Source organism: Myroides sp. C1519, assembly GCF_038039755.1.
GTDB lineage: Bacteria > Bacteroidota > Bacteroidia > Flavobacteriales > Flavobacteriaceae > Flavobacterium > Flavobacterium phaeum_A.
Genome location: NZ_JBBPHM010000012.1, coordinates 58,290 through 75,999 on the forward strand (window position 1 = coordinate 58,290; position 17,710 = coordinate 75,999).

General features: G+C 33.0%; 19 protein-coding genes. 13 read left to right on the forward strand and 6 right to left on the reverse strand.

Features of this window, described 5'->3' with window-relative positions:
- Positions 1 to 42 precede the first annotated feature (42 nt).
- Complete coding sequence (locus AABL81_RS08455; protein WP_341340817.1) at positions 43 to 1,242, reverse strand: aromatic amino acid transport family protein; 1,200 nt, start codon at positions 1,240 to 1,242, stop codon at positions 43 to 45.
- Between the two features lie 51 nt (positions 1,243 to 1,293).
- Entirely contained in the window at positions 1,294 to 2,499 is a 1,206-nt protein-coding gene (locus AABL81_RS08460; RefSeq protein ID WP_158209298.1) for an aromatic amino acid transport family protein, read from the reverse strand.
- Positions 2,500 to 2,697: 198 nt separating this feature from the next.
- On the opposite strand from AABL81_RS08460, the gene AABL81_RS08465 reads away from it, so the two are divergent.
- On the forward strand, positions 2,698 to 3,108 hold the full coding sequence (locus AABL81_RS08465) for a Fur family transcriptional regulator (RefSeq protein WP_341340818.1): 411 nt from the start codon (positions 2,698 to 2,700) through the stop codon (positions 3,106 to 3,108).
- Here the strand turns inward: AABL81_RS08465 and AABL81_RS08470 are convergent.
- The 4 genes from AABL81_RS08470 to AABL81_RS08485 form a co-directional block, all read right to left on the reverse strand.
- Positions 3,105 to 4,088 (reverse strand): YpdA family putative bacillithiol disulfide reductase, encoded by a 984-nt coding sequence (locus AABL81_RS08470; protein WP_341340819.1) that lies wholly within the window; start codon positions 4,086 to 4,088, stop codon positions 3,105 to 3,107. The two genes, AABL81_RS08465 and AABL81_RS08470, sit on opposite strands and share 4 nt — an antisense overlap.
- A gap of 180 nt (positions 4,089 to 4,268) precedes the next feature.
- Positions 4,269 to 4,967: a YceI family protein gene (locus AABL81_RS08475; RefSeq protein ID WP_158209295.1), complete on the reverse strand. Its 699-nt coding sequence runs from the start codon at positions 4,965 to 4,967 to the stop codon at positions 4,269 to 4,271.
- 355 nt (positions 4,968 to 5,322) lie between these two features.
- Complete coding sequence (azu, locus tag AABL81_RS08480; protein ID WP_158209294.1) at positions 5,323 to 5,835, reverse strand: azurin; 513 nt, start codon at positions 5,833 to 5,835, stop codon at positions 5,323 to 5,325.
- 116 nt (positions 5,836 to 5,951) lie between these two features.
- The gene (locus AABL81_RS08485; RefSeq protein ID WP_158209293.1) at positions 5,952 to 6,452 is read right to left on the reverse strand and encodes a hypothetical protein; all 501 of its coding nucleotides are present in this window, start codon (positions 6,450 to 6,452) and stop codon (positions 5,952 to 5,954) included.
- A gap of 142 nt (positions 6,453 to 6,594) precedes the next feature.
- On the opposite strand from AABL81_RS08485, the gene AABL81_RS08490 reads away from it, so the two are divergent.
- The 12 genes from AABL81_RS08490 to ligA all read left to right on the forward strand — a co-directional run bounded on the left by AABL81_RS08490 (position 6,595) and on the right by ligA (position 17,659).
- The gene (locus tag AABL81_RS08490) at positions 6,595 to 7,170 is read left to right on the forward strand and encodes a DJ-1/PfpI family protein (protein ID WP_158209292.1); all 576 of its coding nucleotides are present in this window, start codon (positions 6,595 to 6,597) and stop codon (positions 7,168 to 7,170) included.
- A gap of 88 nt (positions 7,171 to 7,258) precedes the next feature.
- Positions 7,259 to 8,119, forward strand: a complete 861-nt coding sequence (gene nadC, locus AABL81_RS08495) for a carboxylating nicotinate-nucleotide diphosphorylase (RefSeq protein ID WP_341340820.1) — start codon at positions 7,259 to 7,261, stop codon at positions 8,117 to 8,119.
- Positions 8,120 to 8,192: 73 nt separating this feature from the next.
- Positions 8,193 to 9,116 (forward strand): YihY/virulence factor BrkB family protein, encoded by a 924-nt coding sequence (locus tag AABL81_RS08500; protein ID WP_158209290.1) that lies wholly within the window; start codon positions 8,193 to 8,195, stop codon positions 9,114 to 9,116.
- Positions 9,117 to 9,131: 15 nt separating this feature from the next.
- A complete protein-coding gene (locus tag AABL81_RS08505; protein ID WP_158209289.1) occupies positions 9,132 to 9,560 on the forward strand; it encodes a DUF2147 domain-containing protein in 429 nt (142 codons plus the stop codon).
- A gap of 177 nt (positions 9,561 to 9,737) precedes the next feature.
- Entirely contained in the window at positions 9,738 to 12,188 is a 2,451-nt protein-coding gene (gene priA, locus AABL81_RS08510) for a replication restart helicase PriA (RefSeq protein WP_158209288.1), read from the forward strand.
- Between the two features lie 219 nt (positions 12,189 to 12,407).
- On the forward strand, positions 12,408 to 12,956 hold the full coding sequence (locus AABL81_RS08515) for a DMP19 family protein (protein ID WP_158209287.1): 549 nt from the start codon (positions 12,408 to 12,410) through the stop codon (positions 12,954 to 12,956).
- Positions 12,957 to 13,097: 141 nt separating this feature from the next.
- Complete coding sequence (gene rpsF / locus AABL81_RS08520; protein ID WP_090410103.1) at positions 13,098 to 13,439, forward strand: 30S ribosomal protein S6; 342 nt, start codon at positions 13,098 to 13,100, stop codon at positions 13,437 to 13,439.
- A gap of 5 nt (positions 13,440 to 13,444) precedes the next feature.
- Positions 13,445 to 13,741, forward strand: coding sequence for a 30S ribosomal protein S18 (gene rpsR, locus AABL81_RS08525; RefSeq protein ID WP_090410105.1), 297 nt, complete (start codon positions 13,445 to 13,447; stop codon positions 13,739 to 13,741).
- Between the two features lie 62 nt (positions 13,742 to 13,803).
- The gene (rplI, locus tag AABL81_RS08530; RefSeq protein ID WP_090410107.1) at positions 13,804 to 14,247 is read left to right on the forward strand and encodes a 50S ribosomal protein L9; all 444 of its coding nucleotides are present in this window, start codon (positions 13,804 to 13,806) and stop codon (positions 14,245 to 14,247) included.
- An 84-nt stretch (positions 14,248 to 14,331) separates the two neighbouring features.
- Positions 14,332 to 14,997 (forward strand): hypothetical protein, encoded by a 666-nt coding sequence (locus AABL81_RS08535; protein WP_158209286.1) that lies wholly within the window; start codon positions 14,332 to 14,334, stop codon positions 14,995 to 14,997.
- A gap of 178 nt (positions 14,998 to 15,175) precedes the next feature.
- Complete coding sequence (locus tag AABL81_RS08540) at positions 15,176 to 15,649, forward strand: DUF6495 family protein (protein ID WP_090410110.1); 474 nt, start codon at positions 15,176 to 15,178, stop codon at positions 15,647 to 15,649.
- A 12-nt stretch (positions 15,650 to 15,661) separates the two neighbouring features.
- Entirely contained in the window at positions 15,662 to 17,659 is a 1,998-nt protein-coding gene (gene ligA / locus AABL81_RS08545; protein WP_341340821.1) for an NAD-dependent DNA ligase LigA, read from the forward strand.
- Positions 17,660 to 17,710: the final 51 nt, after the last annotated feature.

Sequence of the window (17,710 nt, forward strand, 5' to 3'; positions counted from 1 at the left end):
TTAATGTAGATTAAGTCGGTTCATCACAGCGTATATGTTTTCTTAATACGCTGGTAATATTTTAGCGACCATTAACCCTTGTAGTACAATAATCAAAGCAGATAATCCCCATAAGAAAACAAAAGCAATCTTTTGTAAAATAGGTTGCTGTTCACCTGCTTGTTGTTGTGCTTTTTTAAGCATTAACATAGGCATTACTAAGGCTAAGATTACTAACGAAACGGAAGCATATCCTAAGGCAATAATAAATCCATCAGGGTAGAAAAGAGCAAACATTAAAGGCGGTATAAAAGTCAATAAAGTTGCCGATATACTATGGTTTACCATTGGTCTGTTTTTCCCTAAATCTTTGATGTAATCACTTAAAGAAAGTGCTACTCCCCAGAACGATGTTAGAATAGCTGCCGCCGCAAATATGTTGAAAGCAACTTTAATTACATTTGAATCTTGTATTTTACGAATCGCTTTTAGTAATCCCTCAAGCCCTGAGTTTTCTTGTAATATAACATTAAAAGCTGTGCTTTCGATATTTCCTAAAATTGTAAGTTCCCAAATTAAGTACAATACCAATGGAATAATACTTCCGATGAAGAACACCCATTTTAATTGTTTTAAGTTCCCATCTAAGTATTTTACTAAACTTGGAATAACTACATAGAAACCAAATCCGGTAAATACTACTGGTATTGTCGCTAATACCGGTAAAGCAGTTGTGGGCGTAAAGGCTAAGTGTGCTGCTTCAATTTTAGGCAGTAATAAACCGATTACAATACATAAAAACAGTAGTTTAATACTAAATACAATCTTTGTACTTATATCAACTATTCTTGTTCCAAACGCGATAATACCACCAAACATAACAGCAAACAACACAGCCGTAATTTGAGGAGATATTTCTCTCTCTAACCACAGTTCTAAGTTTGTTCTAAGTATTTCTCCACCTCCAGTGATATATGCACTCACTAAAGCATACATTAAGGTTAGCATACTAATTGCTGTAACAATTGCACCAGGTTTACCAAGATACTTTATGGTAAGGGTATTTAGTCCGTCGTTAGGCGAATTATATTTATATACGTCAACAAGAAGTATAGAAGTATAAAACATAGCAAACCAGATACAGAATAAGATTAAAGCCATAAAGCTAAAACCTACATTTGCTGATATAATTGGCATTGCTAACATTCCTGCTCCAATTGTAGTCCCTGCTACAATAAGGATACTTCCGATAATTCTTTGCATTATTTTTTCTTTTTTAAATTAAATTGAGTTGATCTGTGTGTTTTGTTTTCATTAGTCTAATATTGGGAGTTTTCCCATTGTCATTAATGTTTGAATAATTAAAATAGCTATTCCAAATGCCATAATTAATGTGAAAGCTATCTTTTGAAAGAAAGAGATTTTCTCTTTTCTTTCTTGCTTTACTTTGATATACATTAAAATTGGTATAAAAAGCGATGTAATTACTACGGATATTGCTGCATAACTTAAAGCAACAACAAATCCTTTAGGATAGTATAATGCAAAAAGTAGAGGAGGAATAAAAGTAATTAGATAAATTATAAAAGGGCGTTTAGAAAATGATTTTTTCTTTGCTAAATCTTTTATATAATCAAATAAGGCAAGGGCAACACCTAAAAAAGAGGTTAATATTGCCGCTGCAGTAAATACGTTAATCGGTATTTGTAGCCAGTTTGATTGAGAAACTGTACTAACAGCTTTAATCATTCCTTCTAATCCTTTGTTTTCTTGTATGATGTCAAAGAATACTTGTGGATTTATACTTCCTAAGATTGACGATTGCCAGATGATGTAAACAATCAAAGGCAATAAACTACCATAAACAAAAGCTTTCTTTAAATCCTTTAAGTTTCCGTCTAAGTATTTCACTAAACTTGGCACTACGATGTGAAAACCAAAAGAAGTGAATATAACAGGAATAGAAGAGAATACTAAGGCTCTTTCCATTGGTAATTGCAATAAGTTTTCAATTCGGATATATCCAAACATAATTAGTACAATGATCAATAGGAATCCTAATTTGATTAAGAATAGCCATTTCGTAGCAAAATCAACCACACGAGCACCTAAGGCAACAATACCCCCAAAAAGGATAGTGAAGATTAAAGCTGTTGCTTGCGGTGTTAGCTCAATGTCTAACCATTTGCTAAGGTTAAGTCGTAAGATATCACTACCACCAGCTATATAAGCACTAACCAATGCATACATTAACGTAAGCATACTTATACCTGTAACGATAGAACCTGCCTTACCTAAATATTTATAAGTCATTGTGCTCAATCCGTCATCAGGATTATTATATCGGTAGGTTTCAACCAATAAAATTGCGGTATAGCACATAGCTAACCATATTAAAACCATAATTAACGTTATACCAGGAAAGCCAACTCCCGACGAGATAATTGGCATTGCTAACATTCCTCCTCCAATTGCTGTACCAGCAATGATTAGGATACTTCCAATAATTTTACTATTCACTTTTTGTTATGTTTTAGTTTATAGTATTGTGAAAAAATAAATATATGTTTTTATTTTTTATAATAATACTAATAGTTGTTTATTTTCTTTAATTAATGTTGGGGGAATTGGCTAAGAATAGATATTTTTACACCTAAAAGGATGGGGTTTATTCTCGGTTAAACATTGTTTATATTTGCTTATATAAAAATGTGAAGTATGAATACATTAGAAAACATATTGGAGGAAAAAAAGATAAAGCCTACTGCAATGCGGTTATTAGTTTTAAAATATTTAAAACAACAAGACGGAGCAGTGTCATTGGCAGATATCGAAGCAAGTTTCGACCAATCTGATCGAGTTACGATTTATCGGACAGTAAAAACGTTTGAAAGCAAAGGATTACTTCACAGTATTACTACGAATAACGTTACTCAATATGCATTATGTTCTCAGGGATGTGATGAAGATAAACACCACGATACTCATTTACATTTTGTGTGTAATAAATGCAAAAAGACAATTTGTCTAACACAAGTTTCTATACCTAAAATAGAAATACCACAAGGGTTTCAGTTAGATGATATAGAAGTTGTAGCCAAAGGGATTTGTAAGGAATGCAAGTCCTAATATCGACGATATCGATATTTCGAGATGATGTGTGTAAGAATAGAAACAGCGTGAATTCGAGAATTTTCTATAAACCAAGTGTGCGTGTTTAGTCCACCGCATACTACACCTGCTAAATATAAATTAGGTACATTCGTTTCCATAGTTTCTGTATTATATATAGGAGTTCTATCTTGCGTATCTGCAATTTCCACTCCCAATTGATTTAAAAAGTCAAAATTCGGACGGTACCCCGTTAATGCTAAAACGAAGTCGTTGTCAAGTTCAACTTCTCCTTCAGGAGTTTGAACTGTTACCGAATTAGGTTGAATAGAAGTTAAGTTACTTTCAAATAAAGCTTTGATACTTCCTTCTGCAATTCTATTTTCAATATCTGGTTTAACCCAGTATTTTACGTGAGAACTTATTTCTTTATCTCTAACTACCATTGTAACCTTAGCACCTTTTCTGTAGCACTCTAATGCAGCATCAACAGATGAGTTACTTGCCCCAACAACAACTACATTCATATTCGCGTAGAAGTGAGGGTCTTTATAGTAATGTGTAAGCTTTGGTAAGTCTTCACCAGGAATATTCAATTTGTTAGGTAAGTCGTAGAAACCTGTAGCTACAATAACGTTTGAAGCTAAGTAAGTATCTTTTGATGTTTTTACCTCAAATTGTCCTTCGCTATTTTTGTCAGCACTTAAAACTTGCTCAAATAAGTGAAGGTTTAATTCATTAAAAGATGCAACTCTTCTGTAGTATTCTAAAGCTTCGTTACGACGAGGCTTCTTTTCAATACTGATAAAAGGAATGTTATCTAATTCTAATAATTCAGAAGAAGAGAAGAACTGCATATTAGCAGGATAATTATATAGTGAATTAACTAAACAGCCTTTTTCAACAATCAGGTGTGATAACCCTTGTTTTTTTGCTTCTAGTCCGCAAGCTATCCCTATTGGACCTCCACCTACTATCACTATATCAAAATGTTTCATAATCTTATTTCTGTTGCTTTTAGTTTTATTGTAAAAACTATAAAATTGTTTAATCCTTTTATGTAAGAACTACAAAGTTACTTATTTCTTTTAAAACAAGGCGTGTATTCTATGAGAGAATGCCAAAAGAAAAGCCACTCGATATGAGTGGCTCTGTCTAAAAATTGTATAATTGAAGAATTATTCAGTTACTTTATCTGCAACTAAGTGAATTCCAATTTCCATATCTTGGCTAATTCCCCATTCAGCAGGAGTAATAGCAGCACCTGTTTTATCAACAGTACCAAATTTGATACCCCAGTCAGTACGTTGTGCTACGAAGTTAGCTTCAACAGTAGTTTTACCATCAGCGATAGTTACTTTAGCTGGGAAAGTAATGTTCACAGTGTTGTCTAAAATAGTTAAGTTTCCACTAACTAATTTGTTAGCTCCTTCAATTTTGCTTTCATTTTTAGTAGCATCAAAATCTTCTACTTTAGTGATTGCAAATGCAACAGTAGGGTATTTTTCTACGTCAAAGAAGTCAGCATTTTTTAAGTGACCTTCTAATTTAGCAACATCTTCATCTTTGCTTACAGATTCTCTATCTACAGCAATTGTATTCATATCCATTACGTAGTTACCAGCGTTTAAACCAGAAGCGTCAACAGCAATATCTCCAGATTGAAGAGAGATTTTACCGAATCTTGGGTCTAATCCACCTTTGTGTCCTACTTTCCAAGTTACATAACTATCAGTAAGGTTTACGTTGAATTTTTCTCCTTTTTCAGTCGCAACTTCTTGTTCAGTAGTAGTTGTTACTTTATCTGCGTTTTTGTTACCACAAGACGCAAGAGTCATTGTAGCTATAACAGCTAATGATAATACGATTTTTTTCATTTTAATGCTTATTTTAATTAGTTCAAATGTACAATTCTTACAGATAAGAAACAATGTATCAGAAAAATAAGCTTCTTAAAATGAAGTGTTTCCATTTATAATAATAAAGATGGTTAAATGAGATTGTTTATGAAAAAAGTAGATGAGTGAGATTTTAATGTTTTTTAGCTTATTTATATGTGATATGCTTAGTGTTCTTAACCATAAATTAGGGATGTGTAAAAAGCTTATTTAGACTAATAACAAGTAATAGAGTGACGTGATTGTCGTTTGAAACAGTACTTTTTGAAGTAATAAGACAAAAAAAACAGGCTACCGAAGTAACCTGTTTCATATATGCTTTGTATAGAATTGACTATTCAGCAATTAATTTTCCTTGCATCATAGCGAAGTGAGCAGGGAATGAACATAAGAAATCATAAGTACCAGCTTCAGTAATTGTGAATTCAATTGTATCAGATTGTCCACCACCTAATGTTTTAGTGTGAGCAACAATGTTTTCTTTTCCTTCAGCAGGGATATAATCTGTCTCAGTAGCTTTAGCAGCTTCTTCAGCAAATGCTGCTAATTCAGTACCTGGTTTTAATAATACCCAGTTATGTCCCATAATAGCTTTGTCCATTTTTCCAGTATGTTTTAAAGTTAAAGTAACTTTTTCTCCAACAGGAACACGGATTTCATTTTGGCTGAATTTCATAGCGTCGTCAGCTGTGATTGTAACTTGTACTCCTTGAACTTCTGCTGTTTCAGCTGGCGCCTCAGTAGTAGTTTCAGGTGCAGTTGTAGCGTTATCAGCTTTTTTTTCTCCACAAGAAAATAACATTGTACTTGTAATTGCTAATGCCAAAATAGTGTTTAATCTTTTCATGATAACTTTATTAATTAATTTGTATTGAGTGATATTAACTCTTATCAAAAGAGTACAATAAAGGTACGACAATTAGTACTCGTGGTCAATTAATTACAGTTTAATTTTAAGAATTATTATATCTCTTTAAAAGTAGATAAAGTATTGATGAAATTCGTTGTTTCAGCAGCCTGATTGTTCGCTTGTGTCCATCCAATGAACTGATAGTTTGCTTTTTTACCATCCAATACAACTTGTAACATAAACATTAGATCTGTGCCCTGAGACATTTTTAACTCATACATTTTACCTGCAATGCCGTTAATGCGTACCTCTTCCTCTTTGATTACTTCGTAGTTTGGTCTTTTATTATAGTTAGCCAATGCCTTTTGAGTAAACGCTTCAAAAGAAGCCGTTTTGTCTTTTGCCTCGTGTGCAGTAACCACAAATACTTGTTTAAATGTGTTTCCATATTGTAAATCTGCCTCTGGATACAAATCTTCCATAACAGCTAACGTACCTGGAACCTCAATTGCGTATAAATTGTCCACTGTTTCCATTTGTGGAGGAGTTACTTTTTGATTACAGCTAACAAGCGTAAATAAGCAAATTGCAAAAGCTAAGAATTTAGTTTTCATAGTAAATGTTTGTTTTGTGTTTAAAGTAATAAAGTTAGTAAAAATGGATGAGGTAAACTTCTTCTTTTTTTTTACAATTTAATAACATTGGAGTTTTAAATAATGACTTATCTTAGAAGAAATAATATTAAAAATTATAATTATGGCAAAAACAGTTTTAATGTTAGCAGGAGACTTCGTAGAGGATTATGAAGTAATGGTACCTTATCAAGCACTACTTTCAGTAGGAGTGAATGTAGATGTAGTATGTCCAGGGAAAAAGAAAAATGAAGTTATAGCAACAGCTATTCACGATTTTGTTGGTTTTCAGACGTATGCTGAATCAAGAGGTCATAATTTTGTAATTAACAAGTCTTTTGATGAAGTGAAGATTGAAGAGTATGCAGGATTATATATCTGTGGAGGAAGATCATCAGAATACATCAGATTAAACCATAGAGTAATTGAGTTTGTACAATACTTTTTTGAAAAGAACTTACCAGTAGCAGCTATTTGTCACGGTATTCAAGTATTGACACCAGCAAATGTTTTAAAGGGAAGAACCTTAACAGCTTATCCAGCAGTTGGACCAGATATTACAGTTGCAGGAGGTGTTTACAAAGAAATAGATGCTGATAAAGCGGTAGTAGATGGAAACTTAGTTACCTCTCCAGCTTGGCCTGGACATCCGGCTATTCTAAGAGAATTTTACAAGATGATTGGCGTACAAATCGGATAAGTAAAAAGACATTATTCATTTTTTGCGATGTTAGATAAGGGAGAGTTCATTAAACATTTCTTATTTTAGCATCGCAAATTTTTTTGATATGATTTCAGTAGAACAATTTAAGGCAGAGTTAGATATTATTATTCGCAACGCAATTAGAGAAGATGTAGGTGATGGAGATCACAGTTCATTAGCGTGTATTCCTGCTTCTGCAACAGGAAAAGCAAAGTTGTTAGTAAAAGAAGACGGTATTATAGCTGGAGTTGATTTTGCTAAAATGGTATTCAATTATGTAGACCCTTCATTAGTTGTGGAAGAATGTGTGAAAGACGGTACTTCTGTAAAAGTGGGAGATATTGTCTTATATGTTTCAGGTTCTTCACAATCTATCTTAAAAGCAGAGCGATTAGTTTTAAATGCTATGCAACGTATGAGTGCTATTGCAACTAAAACGCGTGTGTTTGTTGACTTACTTGAAGGAACGGGAACGAAGATATTAGACACTCGTAAAACAACACCCGGAATTAGAGCAATTGAAAAATGGGCTGTAAAAATTGCAGGAGGAGAGAACCACCGTTTTGCGTTATACGATATGATTATGTTGAAAGATAATCACATAGACTTTGCAGGTGGAATCAAACAAGCAATTGAAAAGACAAATCAATATTTAAAAGACAATAATAAAGATCTTAAGATTATTGTTGAAGCAAGAAGTATTGATGAGGTAAAACAAATCTTAGCTTGTGACAATGTACACCGTATCTTGTTGGATAATTTTGATTATGATACGACAAGAGAAGCAGTGCAATTAATCGGAAACCAATGTCAAACGGAGTCCTCAGGTAATATAGATGAAACTACCGTTAGAGAATATGCTTTATGTGGAGTAAACTATGTTTCTTCAGGTGCTCTAACGCATTCAGTATATAATATGGATTTAAGTTTAAAAGCCGTGTTGTAAAACAAGGTTAAAAAGGAGAGTTAGATTACTTTTTATAAAGTATAATTCTGTATTTTTATAACAAAGCGCAAAGATGTCGAGAGAGATTGAAAGTAAAATAGATAAAATTCCTGTACTAAATAAAGTAGTTGGCTTTTTAAAAAAGATACGCTTTTCTTTTTTAGAAGGTTACTCTTTATACGATCTTATTGAATTGTATTTAGTAGGAATTGTAAAGGGAGCCTTTTCATATCGGGCAGGTTCAATTGCTTTCAGTTTCTTTATGGCTTTATTTCCTTTTGCTTTATTTATCTTAAACCTTATACCTTATATACCCTTAGATAATTTTCAATTAGACTTTATGCAGTTTATTGAAAACTCAGTTCCTCCTAACACCTTTGAAGCAATTGAGTCTATTATTCACGATATTATGAATAATAGTTATCGCTCATTATTATCTTCCGGATTCTTGCTGTCTATCTTTTTAATGACCAATGGAGTCTTTGCGATAATTGGAGGGTTTGAATCGTCTTACCATATTACAATTTCGCGCAATATTATTAGGCAGTATTTAGTTGCGTTGGTATTGTCCGTTTTCTTAGCAGTTTTACTTATTTTCTCAGTAGCTTTTTACGTTGTATTAGAAGTAGCGATGTATAAGTTTGACGTAAATTCGACATTAATACAATGGTCAAGAAGTATTTTTTTATTACTCGTTGTTTTAATGACCACTTCAATTCTGTATAAATTTGGTGCTAAAGAAACAAAACGCGTTTCGTTTATTTCGATAGGTTCTGTATTCACTACAGTTCTTTATATTCTTACCTCTTATTTGTTCAGTGTTTATGTTTTACGTTTTGCCCGTTATAACGAATTATATGGGTCAATAGGTACTTTATTGGTAGTTATGTTTTACCTGTGGATTAACTGTATGATCCTATTATTAGGTTTTGAATTAAATTTAGCGATAAGTAAACTTAAGTCAAAAAAAAAGGTATATTTGAAGCATAACCATTAAACTATCCAAAGAAATATGAAGAATTTTTTAACCTGCTTGATAATGGTATTGGGTGTATCTTTATCAATGAACGCACAGAGTATTGTAGGAAAGTGGAAGACTATTGATGACAATACAGGAAAAGAGAAGTCGATAATCAATATTTACGAAAAAGACGGTAAGTATTACGGACAAGTAAAAAAACTGTTGAATCCTTCTAAACCTAATCCAACTTGTGATAAGTGTGAGGGAGATGAGAAAGGTAAACCAATTGAAGGGTTAGTAATCATTAAAGGATTAACGAAAAAAGGTGATGAATATACAGGAGGAAAAATCACTGATCCGGAATCTGGAAAACAGTATAAATGCACTGTAAAATTAAATGGAAAAGATAAGCTTGACGTAAGAGGGTATGTAGGACTATCGTTATTAGGTAGAACGCAAACTTGGGTTAAAGCAGAATAAGATTTTAAAAATTATATTAAGAAGGTCATCGAAAGATGGCCTTTTTTTCTTCAATAAAAGGAGTGAGTATTTGTATAGTGTAAATTTTGCTAATATATATCGCAGGAAGTCTGTGTGCTGATGAGGAAAGCGAGTTAAAACTATTTATCTTTGTTTTTATTAAAAAGAAAATTGAAGATGTACTACTTTGTTGAGGTTATTGTTCCTGTTGCAGTTGAACCAACTTTTACTTATCAGATCAGTGAAGCCGAATATGATTTCATCCAAATAGGGATGCGAGTTGCTGTGCCATTTGGTAAGTCTAAAGTTTATACAGCTATAGTGATCGAAAAGCACAATAGAGTACCTGAGGTATATGTAGCCAAGGAGATAAATGAGATCATAGACATTACTCCAGTTGTAACACAGAAGCAAATAGATTTGTGGAAGTGGATTGCTTCTTACTATTTGTGTACAATAGGTGAGGTATATAGGAGTGCTATGCCTTCAAGATTACTTTTAGAAAGTGAGACTTTAATACAGTATAATCCTAAAAATACTGTATCACCAGACGATTTAGATGATTCGGAATATTTGTTATACGAGGCTTTACAACAACAAGCGATATTAAAAGTAGAAGAAATTATTGCGATTCTAAATCGTAAAAAAGTGTTTCCAGTGATTAATTCTCTGTTGGAAAAAGGAATGATTTTCTTACAAGAAGAACTGGTTGAAAAGTATAAACCTAAACAAATTCGCTATGTGAAAATTGCTGAGCCTTATGTGGCTGAGAATGGGTTAGCGGATTTAATGCAATTAGTATCGCGAGCAGAAAAGCAACGCGAAATGGTGTTGAAGTTTTTTCAGTTGAATGCTGTTGCTAAGAAACCCATTACAGTAAAGCAATTGGTAGAGGAGTCAGAATCTTCTTCTGCTGTTGTCAAGGCTTTGATTGATAAAGGTGTTTTTGAAGAGTATTATTTGAATCAAGACCGGGTTATTTTTGGCGACGCTAAACAAGATGTGATTGAGTTAAGTGATGAGCAGAGTAAAGCACTGTGGGAGATAGGACAGCATTTTGAGCAGAAAGATGTGGTGTTACTTCACGGGGTTACAGCTTCTGGAAAAACAGAGGTTTATATTAAACTACTTGAAAAATATTTAGCCCAAGAAGGACAAATATTGTTTTTAGTACCTGAAATAGGATTGACAACGCAGTTAGTTTCGCGTTTAGTAAACTATTTTGGAAACCAAGTAGCGGTGTATAATTCGAAGTATTCACACAACGAACGTTTAGAGGTTTGGGATCAAGTGTTGAACCAATCAGAAAAAGCTAAGATTGTTATTGGTACGCGTTTGTCTATTTTCTTGCCGTTTCAAGATTTGCAGTTGATTATTGTAGATGAAGAGCAAGAAGGGAATTACAAACAGCACGATCCTGCTCCGCGTTATCACGGACGTGATTCTGCTATTGTATTAGCTAAGCAACACCAAGCGAAAGTGATTTTAGGTACAGCAACGCCAAGTTTAGAAACTTATTACAATGCTACACAAGGTAAGTATGGTTTGGTGCAATTGACAAAACGTTATTCCAATGTGGTGCTGCCAGAAATTGTTTTGGTTGATGTGAAAGATAAATACAAGCGAAAACAGATGACGGGACACTTTTCTGATTATCTGATTGAAGCGATGAATATGGCTTTGTCTTTGGAGGAACAAGTGATTTTATTTCAAAATAGAAGAGGTTTCTCGCCAGTAGTAGAATGTATGACGTGTGGTTCTGTGCCTGAATGTCCTCATTGTGACGTGAGTTTAACGTATCACAAGTTTAAAAACGAATTGCGATGCCACTATTGTGGTTATACACTTCCAATGCCAAAGCAATGTTATCGTTGTCACAGCGTGGATTTGAATACTAAAGGATTTGGAACAGAGCAAGTAGAAGAGGAGTTAAGAGAGTTGTTTCCCAATAAGCGAATTGGCCGTATGGACCAAGATACGACAAGAGGGAAACACGGTTATGAAAAGATTGTAGAAGCCTTTGAAAATAGGCAGATAGATATATTGGTGGGAACACAAATGTTGGCTAAGGGATTTGACTTTGGCAATGTGAATTTAGTTGGTATTATGAATGCTGACAATAGTTTATATCACCCCGATTTTAGAGCACACGAACGCGCTTATCAAATGATGGTTCAAGTAGCAGGGCGTGCAGGAAGACAAGATAAAAAGGGGAGGGTAGTGATACAAACTTTTAATCCTTATCACAACATTATTCAACAAGTGACGAATAATGATTATATCGGAATGTATAAAGAACAAATGTATGAGCGCTATAATTTTAAATACCCACCATTCTATAGGTTAGTGCGTTTGACTTTAAAACATCGAGATTTCGAGAAATTGCGCGAAGCTTCTTTTTGGTTGTATAATAATTTGAAAGAGCAATTAGGGATTCCTGTATTGGGGCCTGAAGAACCCGCTATTAATAGAATTCGAAATCAATATATAAGAGTAATTCTAATTAAAATACCGCAGAATGTTCCTCTTGTTAAAACAAAGGAGAATGTGAAGCGTATTTTAAAGAGTTTTGAAGCAATTGGCGCTTATCGTTCTGTGAAGGTTACACCAAATGTTGATTTTTATTAGTTTTGTAAGTTATTGAATTTGTGTTTTTATTAAAGAGCAATTTTAAGTAAGATATATAAAAAGTAAAAAGGCTATGGTAGGAATTGCTATTATGGACTTGTTCATAGTGAAATAGTAGGATATAATTTACATAAGTTTAATAAGAATATCTTTTGTGATACTAACTTAAAATGTACTTTTGTTTACTACACTATGGAGCGTAAATAAAAAAAAGGATATATGAAAAATTTAAAAATAGTAGTTTTCGATGAAGCGTTGAAAAGTGAAGAGCATTATGATATTGTTTATTCAAATATTTCTGTTGTCAACTTAATTCGCGAAGAAGGCGGTTCTATTGACGAGGATATTCATCACGATGCTTTAGTTAGTTATTATGTAGATTATTACTTGGACCAATATGAAACAGGGAACTTCTCTCAGATTGTATGGAACTCAGGAGCTGATTATGAATTTTTCGATGTAGTTGAAGAAGGACTTGGAAAAATGGGGGCTAAACAGCACCAAGCATTTTTGAAAAAACAAGTTGCTCTTTTGAAAAGCTTGGATTACGAAGTGATTGAAGGATTTGTAGAAGCTGATTATTCAGCTACACATCAAACAAGTATTGCGTTAAACAATGACGAATTTTTTGATATAGAAGAAGATGTTGTTGAGTTAAATGCGAACTGGTTAAGAGGACACGTTGATTTAGTTGCTTTATCTATTGAAGATATCTATGTATATGCAGAGAAACTGTTAGATAAAAAAATTCAAAGAGAAGAAGAGTAGAATTTAAAAATATAGTTGAGGTATAAAAGAGGCAGATTGCTACTTATATTAAAATTGAAATAAATTAAATATCAATTTGGATTGTAAGGTAACAAGTTGTATTTTTGCACCCAATTTTGTAACAAATAAAATTTTGTATTTATGAATCATTATGAAACTGTTTTCATCTTGAATCCCGTTTTATCTGAAACTCAGGTAAAGGAAACAGTAATTAAATTCGAAGAATTTATTACTTCTCGCGGTGGAGAGATGGTATCTAAAGAGGATTGGGGCTTAAAAAAATTAGCTTATGAAATCCAACACAAGAAAAGTGGATTTTATCACTTATTCGAATTCAAAGCTCCAGGAGAAGTTATCCTTAGCTTAGAAACTGAATTCAGACGTGATGAAAGAGTTATGCGTTTCTTAACTGTAACTTTAGACAAACACGCTATTTCTTGGGCTGAAAGAAGAAGAGAGAAATTAAAATCTAAAAAAGCTTAATTGTTATGTCAAGTATAGAACAATCTGCAAAAGGTAAAAAAGACGGAGATATCAGATATCTAACGCCTTTAAACATTGAAACAAACAAAGCTAAAAAGTACTGTCGTTTCAAAAAATCTGGAATCCAATATATTGACTATAAAGATGCTGATTTCTTATTGAAATTCGTTAACGAACAAGGAAAAATTCTTCCTCGTCGTTTAACAGGAACTTCTTTGAAATTCCAAAGAAAAGTATCTGTAGCGGTAAAAAGAGCTCGTCACTTAGCTTTAATGCCATATGTAGCTGATTTATTAAAATAATAACAAATTAAGTTGTTGGTTTTCACACCGTGAAACCTAACTTCTTTAAAAAGGACATCAACATGGAAATTATCTTAAAACAAGACGTTCAAAAATTAGGTTTCAAAGACGACGTAGTAACTGTTAAACCAGGATACGGACGTAACTACTTAATTCCTCAAGGAATGGCAGTTTTAGCTACACCTTCTGCAAAGAAAGTATTAGCTGAGAACTTAAAACAAAGAGCGCACAAAGAAGCTAAATTAATTGCAGACGCAAAAGTTATTGCTGAAGCATTAAAAGCTTTAGATATTAAAATCGCTGTTAAAGCAGGTGGAGAAAAATTATTCGGATCTGTTACTAACGCTAATATCGCTGAAGCATTCGCTAAAGAAGGTCAAGAAATTGACAGAAAATTCATCACTTCAGGAGTTATCAAACGTTTAGGTAAATATACTGCTAACGTTCGTTTACACCGTGATGTAATCGTTGAAGTTGATTACGAAGTAATCGCTGAGCAAGAATAGTCATTTTTTGATTATATATATAGAAGGCCTTCCATTGGAAGGCCTTTTTTTGTATCTTTAGGTTTTACCAATTTTCTATATATTATGATTCGAACTATTTTAAAAGTGTGTTGTGTTTCAACTTTGTGTTTATTGTTAGTACAATGTAAAAAAGAGACTGAAGAAGTACAGCCTCAAGATAATATTGAGCAAGTAGCACAACCTGGAGAAGAAGATGAAAAAATAGAGGAAGTAGTTGATGAAAACTCTATTGAAGGTAAGTTTTTGAAAGACCCGACTTCAGTAGAGCGAAAGAATTTATATGAAGATGTTCCTTATATTTTAGAATTGACAGCTAAGTCACTTAAGGTAAAGCCTGAGAAATTGTTGAAAGAATCTAAGCAAGAAGATAAGTTGTTTTACAGCAAAGATTTTGACAGTTATGACTTTGTTTATAATATAGTCAAGTCAAGTGAGATGGGGTATTATTTAAGTGATGAGTTCAAGGCAGAAGTTATTAAAAATGATGGAAAGGGAGTTGGTATGATGTTAGATGTTTCTCCTCAAGTTAGTAATGATGCAAGTAAAGCTTTTGGTAATTATTATGGTATAACTATTTATGAAGACTACCCGGATAGAATAGCGGGAGCTAAACATTTGTTTTTTGATATCAAGACAAAGAAACTATATTACGACCCAATCTATGAAGAGATTCAGGAGTTGAAATATGATAAAAATTTGTTAGAACAAGGTAAACAGTTTTTAAAATAAATAGTGGATATAAATAAAATAAATCTCTTTAAAGCTTAAATGTTTTAAAGAGATTTTTTATTTGAATTATTCAGATGCTTGTTATTCAATAGGATTAGTGGATATAAAAGATAAGATAAGTTTTTTGATATTAATTACGTTTAGAATTTAGTATTTTTGATTTTTAAAATATATTACAATGAAGTATAGCCGTCTTACGAAAGAACAATTTGAAGAATTACACCCAGAGTTTACTAATTTTTTAGCTTCACAGCAAATAGATAAAAACGAATGGGATAAGATAAAAGCAGAGAAGCCAGAAGTGGCTGAACAAGAGTTAGATGTGTTTTCTGATTTGATTTGGGAGGGAGTTTTATCAAATGCTAAATATTTAGAGCATTATTCTCCAAGTCATATTTTCTTATTTGGTTTTGACGATACTGAGATTAATACTATTGTAATTAAAGCTTTACAATCTGATATTGATTTCTTGACAAAAGAAGGATTACAATGGTTATCTGATGCTGTGTTTACAGAGGCAGTTGAGATTCGTCACGGAGGAAAGAAATTTGGAGAAGATAGAAATGCGGAGTTATTTTCTATTATTCAACAAGGAGCTATTTTGAGTGAAGGTGTGTTATATACACAATTCAAAGATATGTTGAAGTTATAAGTTGTTTACTGTATGGAAGTAAAAACGCAAATAGAAGCTTTAAGAAAAGAGCTAAATCAACATAATTATAATTATTATGTGTTGGACAATCCAACAATTTCTGATTTTGAGTTTGACCAAAAATTAGCTGAATTAGTTAAGTTGGAAACAGCTCATCCTGAATTTTTCGATATTGATTCACCTACACAACGAGTAGGTGGAGCTGTAACTAAAAATTTTGAAACAGTAGTTCACAGTCATCGTATGTATTCTTTGGATAATTCTTATTCAAAAGAAGATTTGATAGAATGGGAACAGCGCGTTCAGAAAATGTTAGGTGATGTGCCAATTCAATATACTTGTGAGTTAAAGTATGATGGTGCTTCGATTAGTATTACCTACGAAAATGGTGTGCTAAAAAGAGCTGTTACTCGTGGAGATGGAATTCAAGGAGACGATGTAACAAGTAATATTCGTACGATTAAGTCAGTTCCGATTCGTTTAAATGGAGATTATCCTGAATTATTCGATATCAGAGGAGAGATTGTTTTGCCTTTAGCAGGGTTTGAGAAGATGAATCAAGAGTTGATTGAAATAGGGGAAGCACCTTATTCTAATCCTCGAAATACAGCATCTGGTAGTTTGAAATTACAAGATAGTGCTGAAGTAGCAAAACGTCCTTTAGAATGTTTGTTATACTATGTTATAGGAAGTGATTTGGGAATTGAAACACAATATGAGAGTTTAGATAAGGCTCGCGATTGGGGGTTCAAGGTTCCTACTATTTCTAAGTTAGCAAAAAATATGGAAGAAGTATTGGAGTTTATCTCATATTGGGATGAACACCGTCATACTTTGCCGTATGAGACAGATGGAGTAGTTATTAAGGTAAATTCAATTCATTATCAAGAAGAATTAGGCTATACAGCAAAAGCACCTCGTTGGGCAATTGCTTATAAGTTTAAAGCAGAACAAGTAGAGACTGTTTTAAACTCTATTTCGTATCAAGTTGGGCGTACAGGAGCAATTACTCCGGTAGCTAATTTAGAGCCTGTACAATTGGCAGGAACGATAGTAAAGCGCGCGTCATTACACAATGCAGATCAGATTGCTAAACTTGATATTCGCGTAAATGATTCGGTTTATGTAGAAAAAGGAGGAGAGATTATTCCTAAGATAGTAGGTGTGAATTTAGAAGCTCGTTCTGCTGATTCTGAACTTACTATTTATATCAAGGAATGTCCTGAATGCGGAACAAAACTGAAGCGAAACGAAGGAGAAGCACAGCATTATTGTTCAAATGTATATGGTTGTCCTCCTCAAATTGCAGGAAGAATACAACATTACATTTCTCGAAAAGCAATGGATATTGACGGATTAGGAGAGGAAACAGTGATGTTGTTGTACAAAAGTGGACTAATAGAGAGTTATGCTGATTTGTACGAATTAAAGAAAGAAGATATTTTACCTTTAGACCGAATGGCAGAGAAATCTGCTGATAATTTGTTGAAGGGAATTGAAGCTTCTAAATCGATTCCTTTCGAACGTGTTTTATATGGATTAGGAATTCGTTATGTGGGAGAAACCGTTGCTAAAAAATTAGCAAATCACTATAAGAATATTGATGCCTTAGCAGAAGCTCCTTTGATGGAGTTGATTATGGTTGATGAGATTGGAGAGCGTATTGCTCAAAGTGTAATCGACTTTTTCAGTAGTTCAATTAATAAAGAGATTATTAATAGATTGAAGAGCTATGGTGTACAATTTGTTTTAGAGGAGAAAGAATCTACAGTAGTCTCTAATGTATTAGAAGGAAAAACATTGGTTGTTTCTGGTGTGTTTTCTAAAATGTCTCGTGATGAAATAAAACAAGCTATCGAAGATCACGGAGGAAAAAATGGAAGTTCAATTACATCAAAGACAAGTTATGTTGTAGCTGGTGATAAAATGGGACCTTCAAAATTAGAAAAAGCAAATAAATTAGGAGTGACAATCTTGTCAGAAGACGACTTTTTAGCTTTGATTCAATAAAACCTTGTTAAAAATAGGCAATCTTAATTGTTGATTTGATTAACTTTACAA

Bases quoted from the DNA above. Each gene is read 5' to 3' on its own strand.
- AABL81_RS08455 (WP_341340817.1), bottom strand. From the start codon at position 1,242: ATGCAAAGAATTATCGGAAGTATCCTTATTGTAGCAGGGACTACAATT.
- AABL81_RS08465 (WP_341340818.1), top strand. From the start codon at position 2,698: ATGAATACATTAGAAAACATATTGGAGGAAAAAAAGATAAAGCCTACT.
- AABL81_RS08470 (WP_341340819.1), bottom strand. From the start codon at position 4,088: ATGAAACATTTTGATATAGTGATAGTAGGTGGAGGTCCAATAGGGATA.
- AABL81_RS08475 (WP_158209295.1), bottom strand. From the start codon at position 4,967: ATGAAAAAAATCGTATTATCATTAGCTGTTATAGCTACAATGACTCTT.
- azu (WP_158209294.1), bottom strand. From the start codon at position 5,835: ATGAAAAGATTAAACACTATTTTGGCATTAGCAATTACAAGTACAATG.
- AABL81_RS08485 (WP_158209293.1), bottom strand. From the start codon at position 6,452: ATGAAAACTAAATTCTTAGCTTTTGCAATTTGCTTATTTACGCTTGTT.
- AABL81_RS08490 (WP_158209292.1), top strand. From the start codon at position 6,595: ATGGCAAAAACAGTTTTAATGTTAGCAGGAGACTTCGTAGAGGATTAT.
- nadC (WP_341340820.1), top strand. From the start codon at position 7,259: ATGATTTCAGTAGAACAATTTAAGGCAGAGTTAGATATTATTATTCGC.
- AABL81_RS08500 (WP_158209290.1), top strand. From the start codon at position 8,193: ATGTCGAGAGAGATTGAAAGTAAAATAGATAAAATTCCTGTACTAAAT.
- AABL81_RS08505 (WP_158209289.1), top strand. From the start codon at position 9,132: ATGAAGAATTTTTTAACCTGCTTGATAATGGTATTGGGTGTATCTTTA.
- priA (WP_158209288.1), top strand. From the start codon at position 9,738: ATGTACTACTTTGTTGAGGTTATTGTTCCTGTTGCAGTTGAACCAACT.
- AABL81_RS08515 (WP_158209287.1), top strand. From the start codon at position 12,408: ATGAAAAATTTAAAAATAGTAGTTTTCGATGAAGCGTTGAAAAGTGAA.
- rpsF (WP_090410103.1), top strand. From the start codon at position 13,098: ATGAATCATTATGAAACTGTTTTCATCTTGAATCCCGTTTTATCTGAA.
- rpsR (WP_090410105.1), top strand. From the start codon at position 13,445: ATGTCAAGTATAGAACAATCTGCAAAAGGTAAAAAAGACGGAGATATC.
- rplI (WP_090410107.1), top strand. From the start codon at position 13,804: ATGGAAATTATCTTAAAACAAGACGTTCAAAAATTAGGTTTCAAAGAC.
- AABL81_RS08535 (WP_158209286.1), top strand. From the start codon at position 14,332: ATGATTCGAACTATTTTAAAAGTGTGTTGTGTTTCAACTTTGTGTTTA.
- AABL81_RS08540 (WP_090410110.1), top strand. From the start codon at position 15,176: ATGAAGTATAGCCGTCTTACGAAAGAACAATTTGAAGAATTACACCCA.
- ligA (WP_341340821.1), top strand. From the start codon at position 15,662: ATGGAAGTAAAAACGCAAATAGAAGCTTTAAGAAAAGAGCTAAATCAA.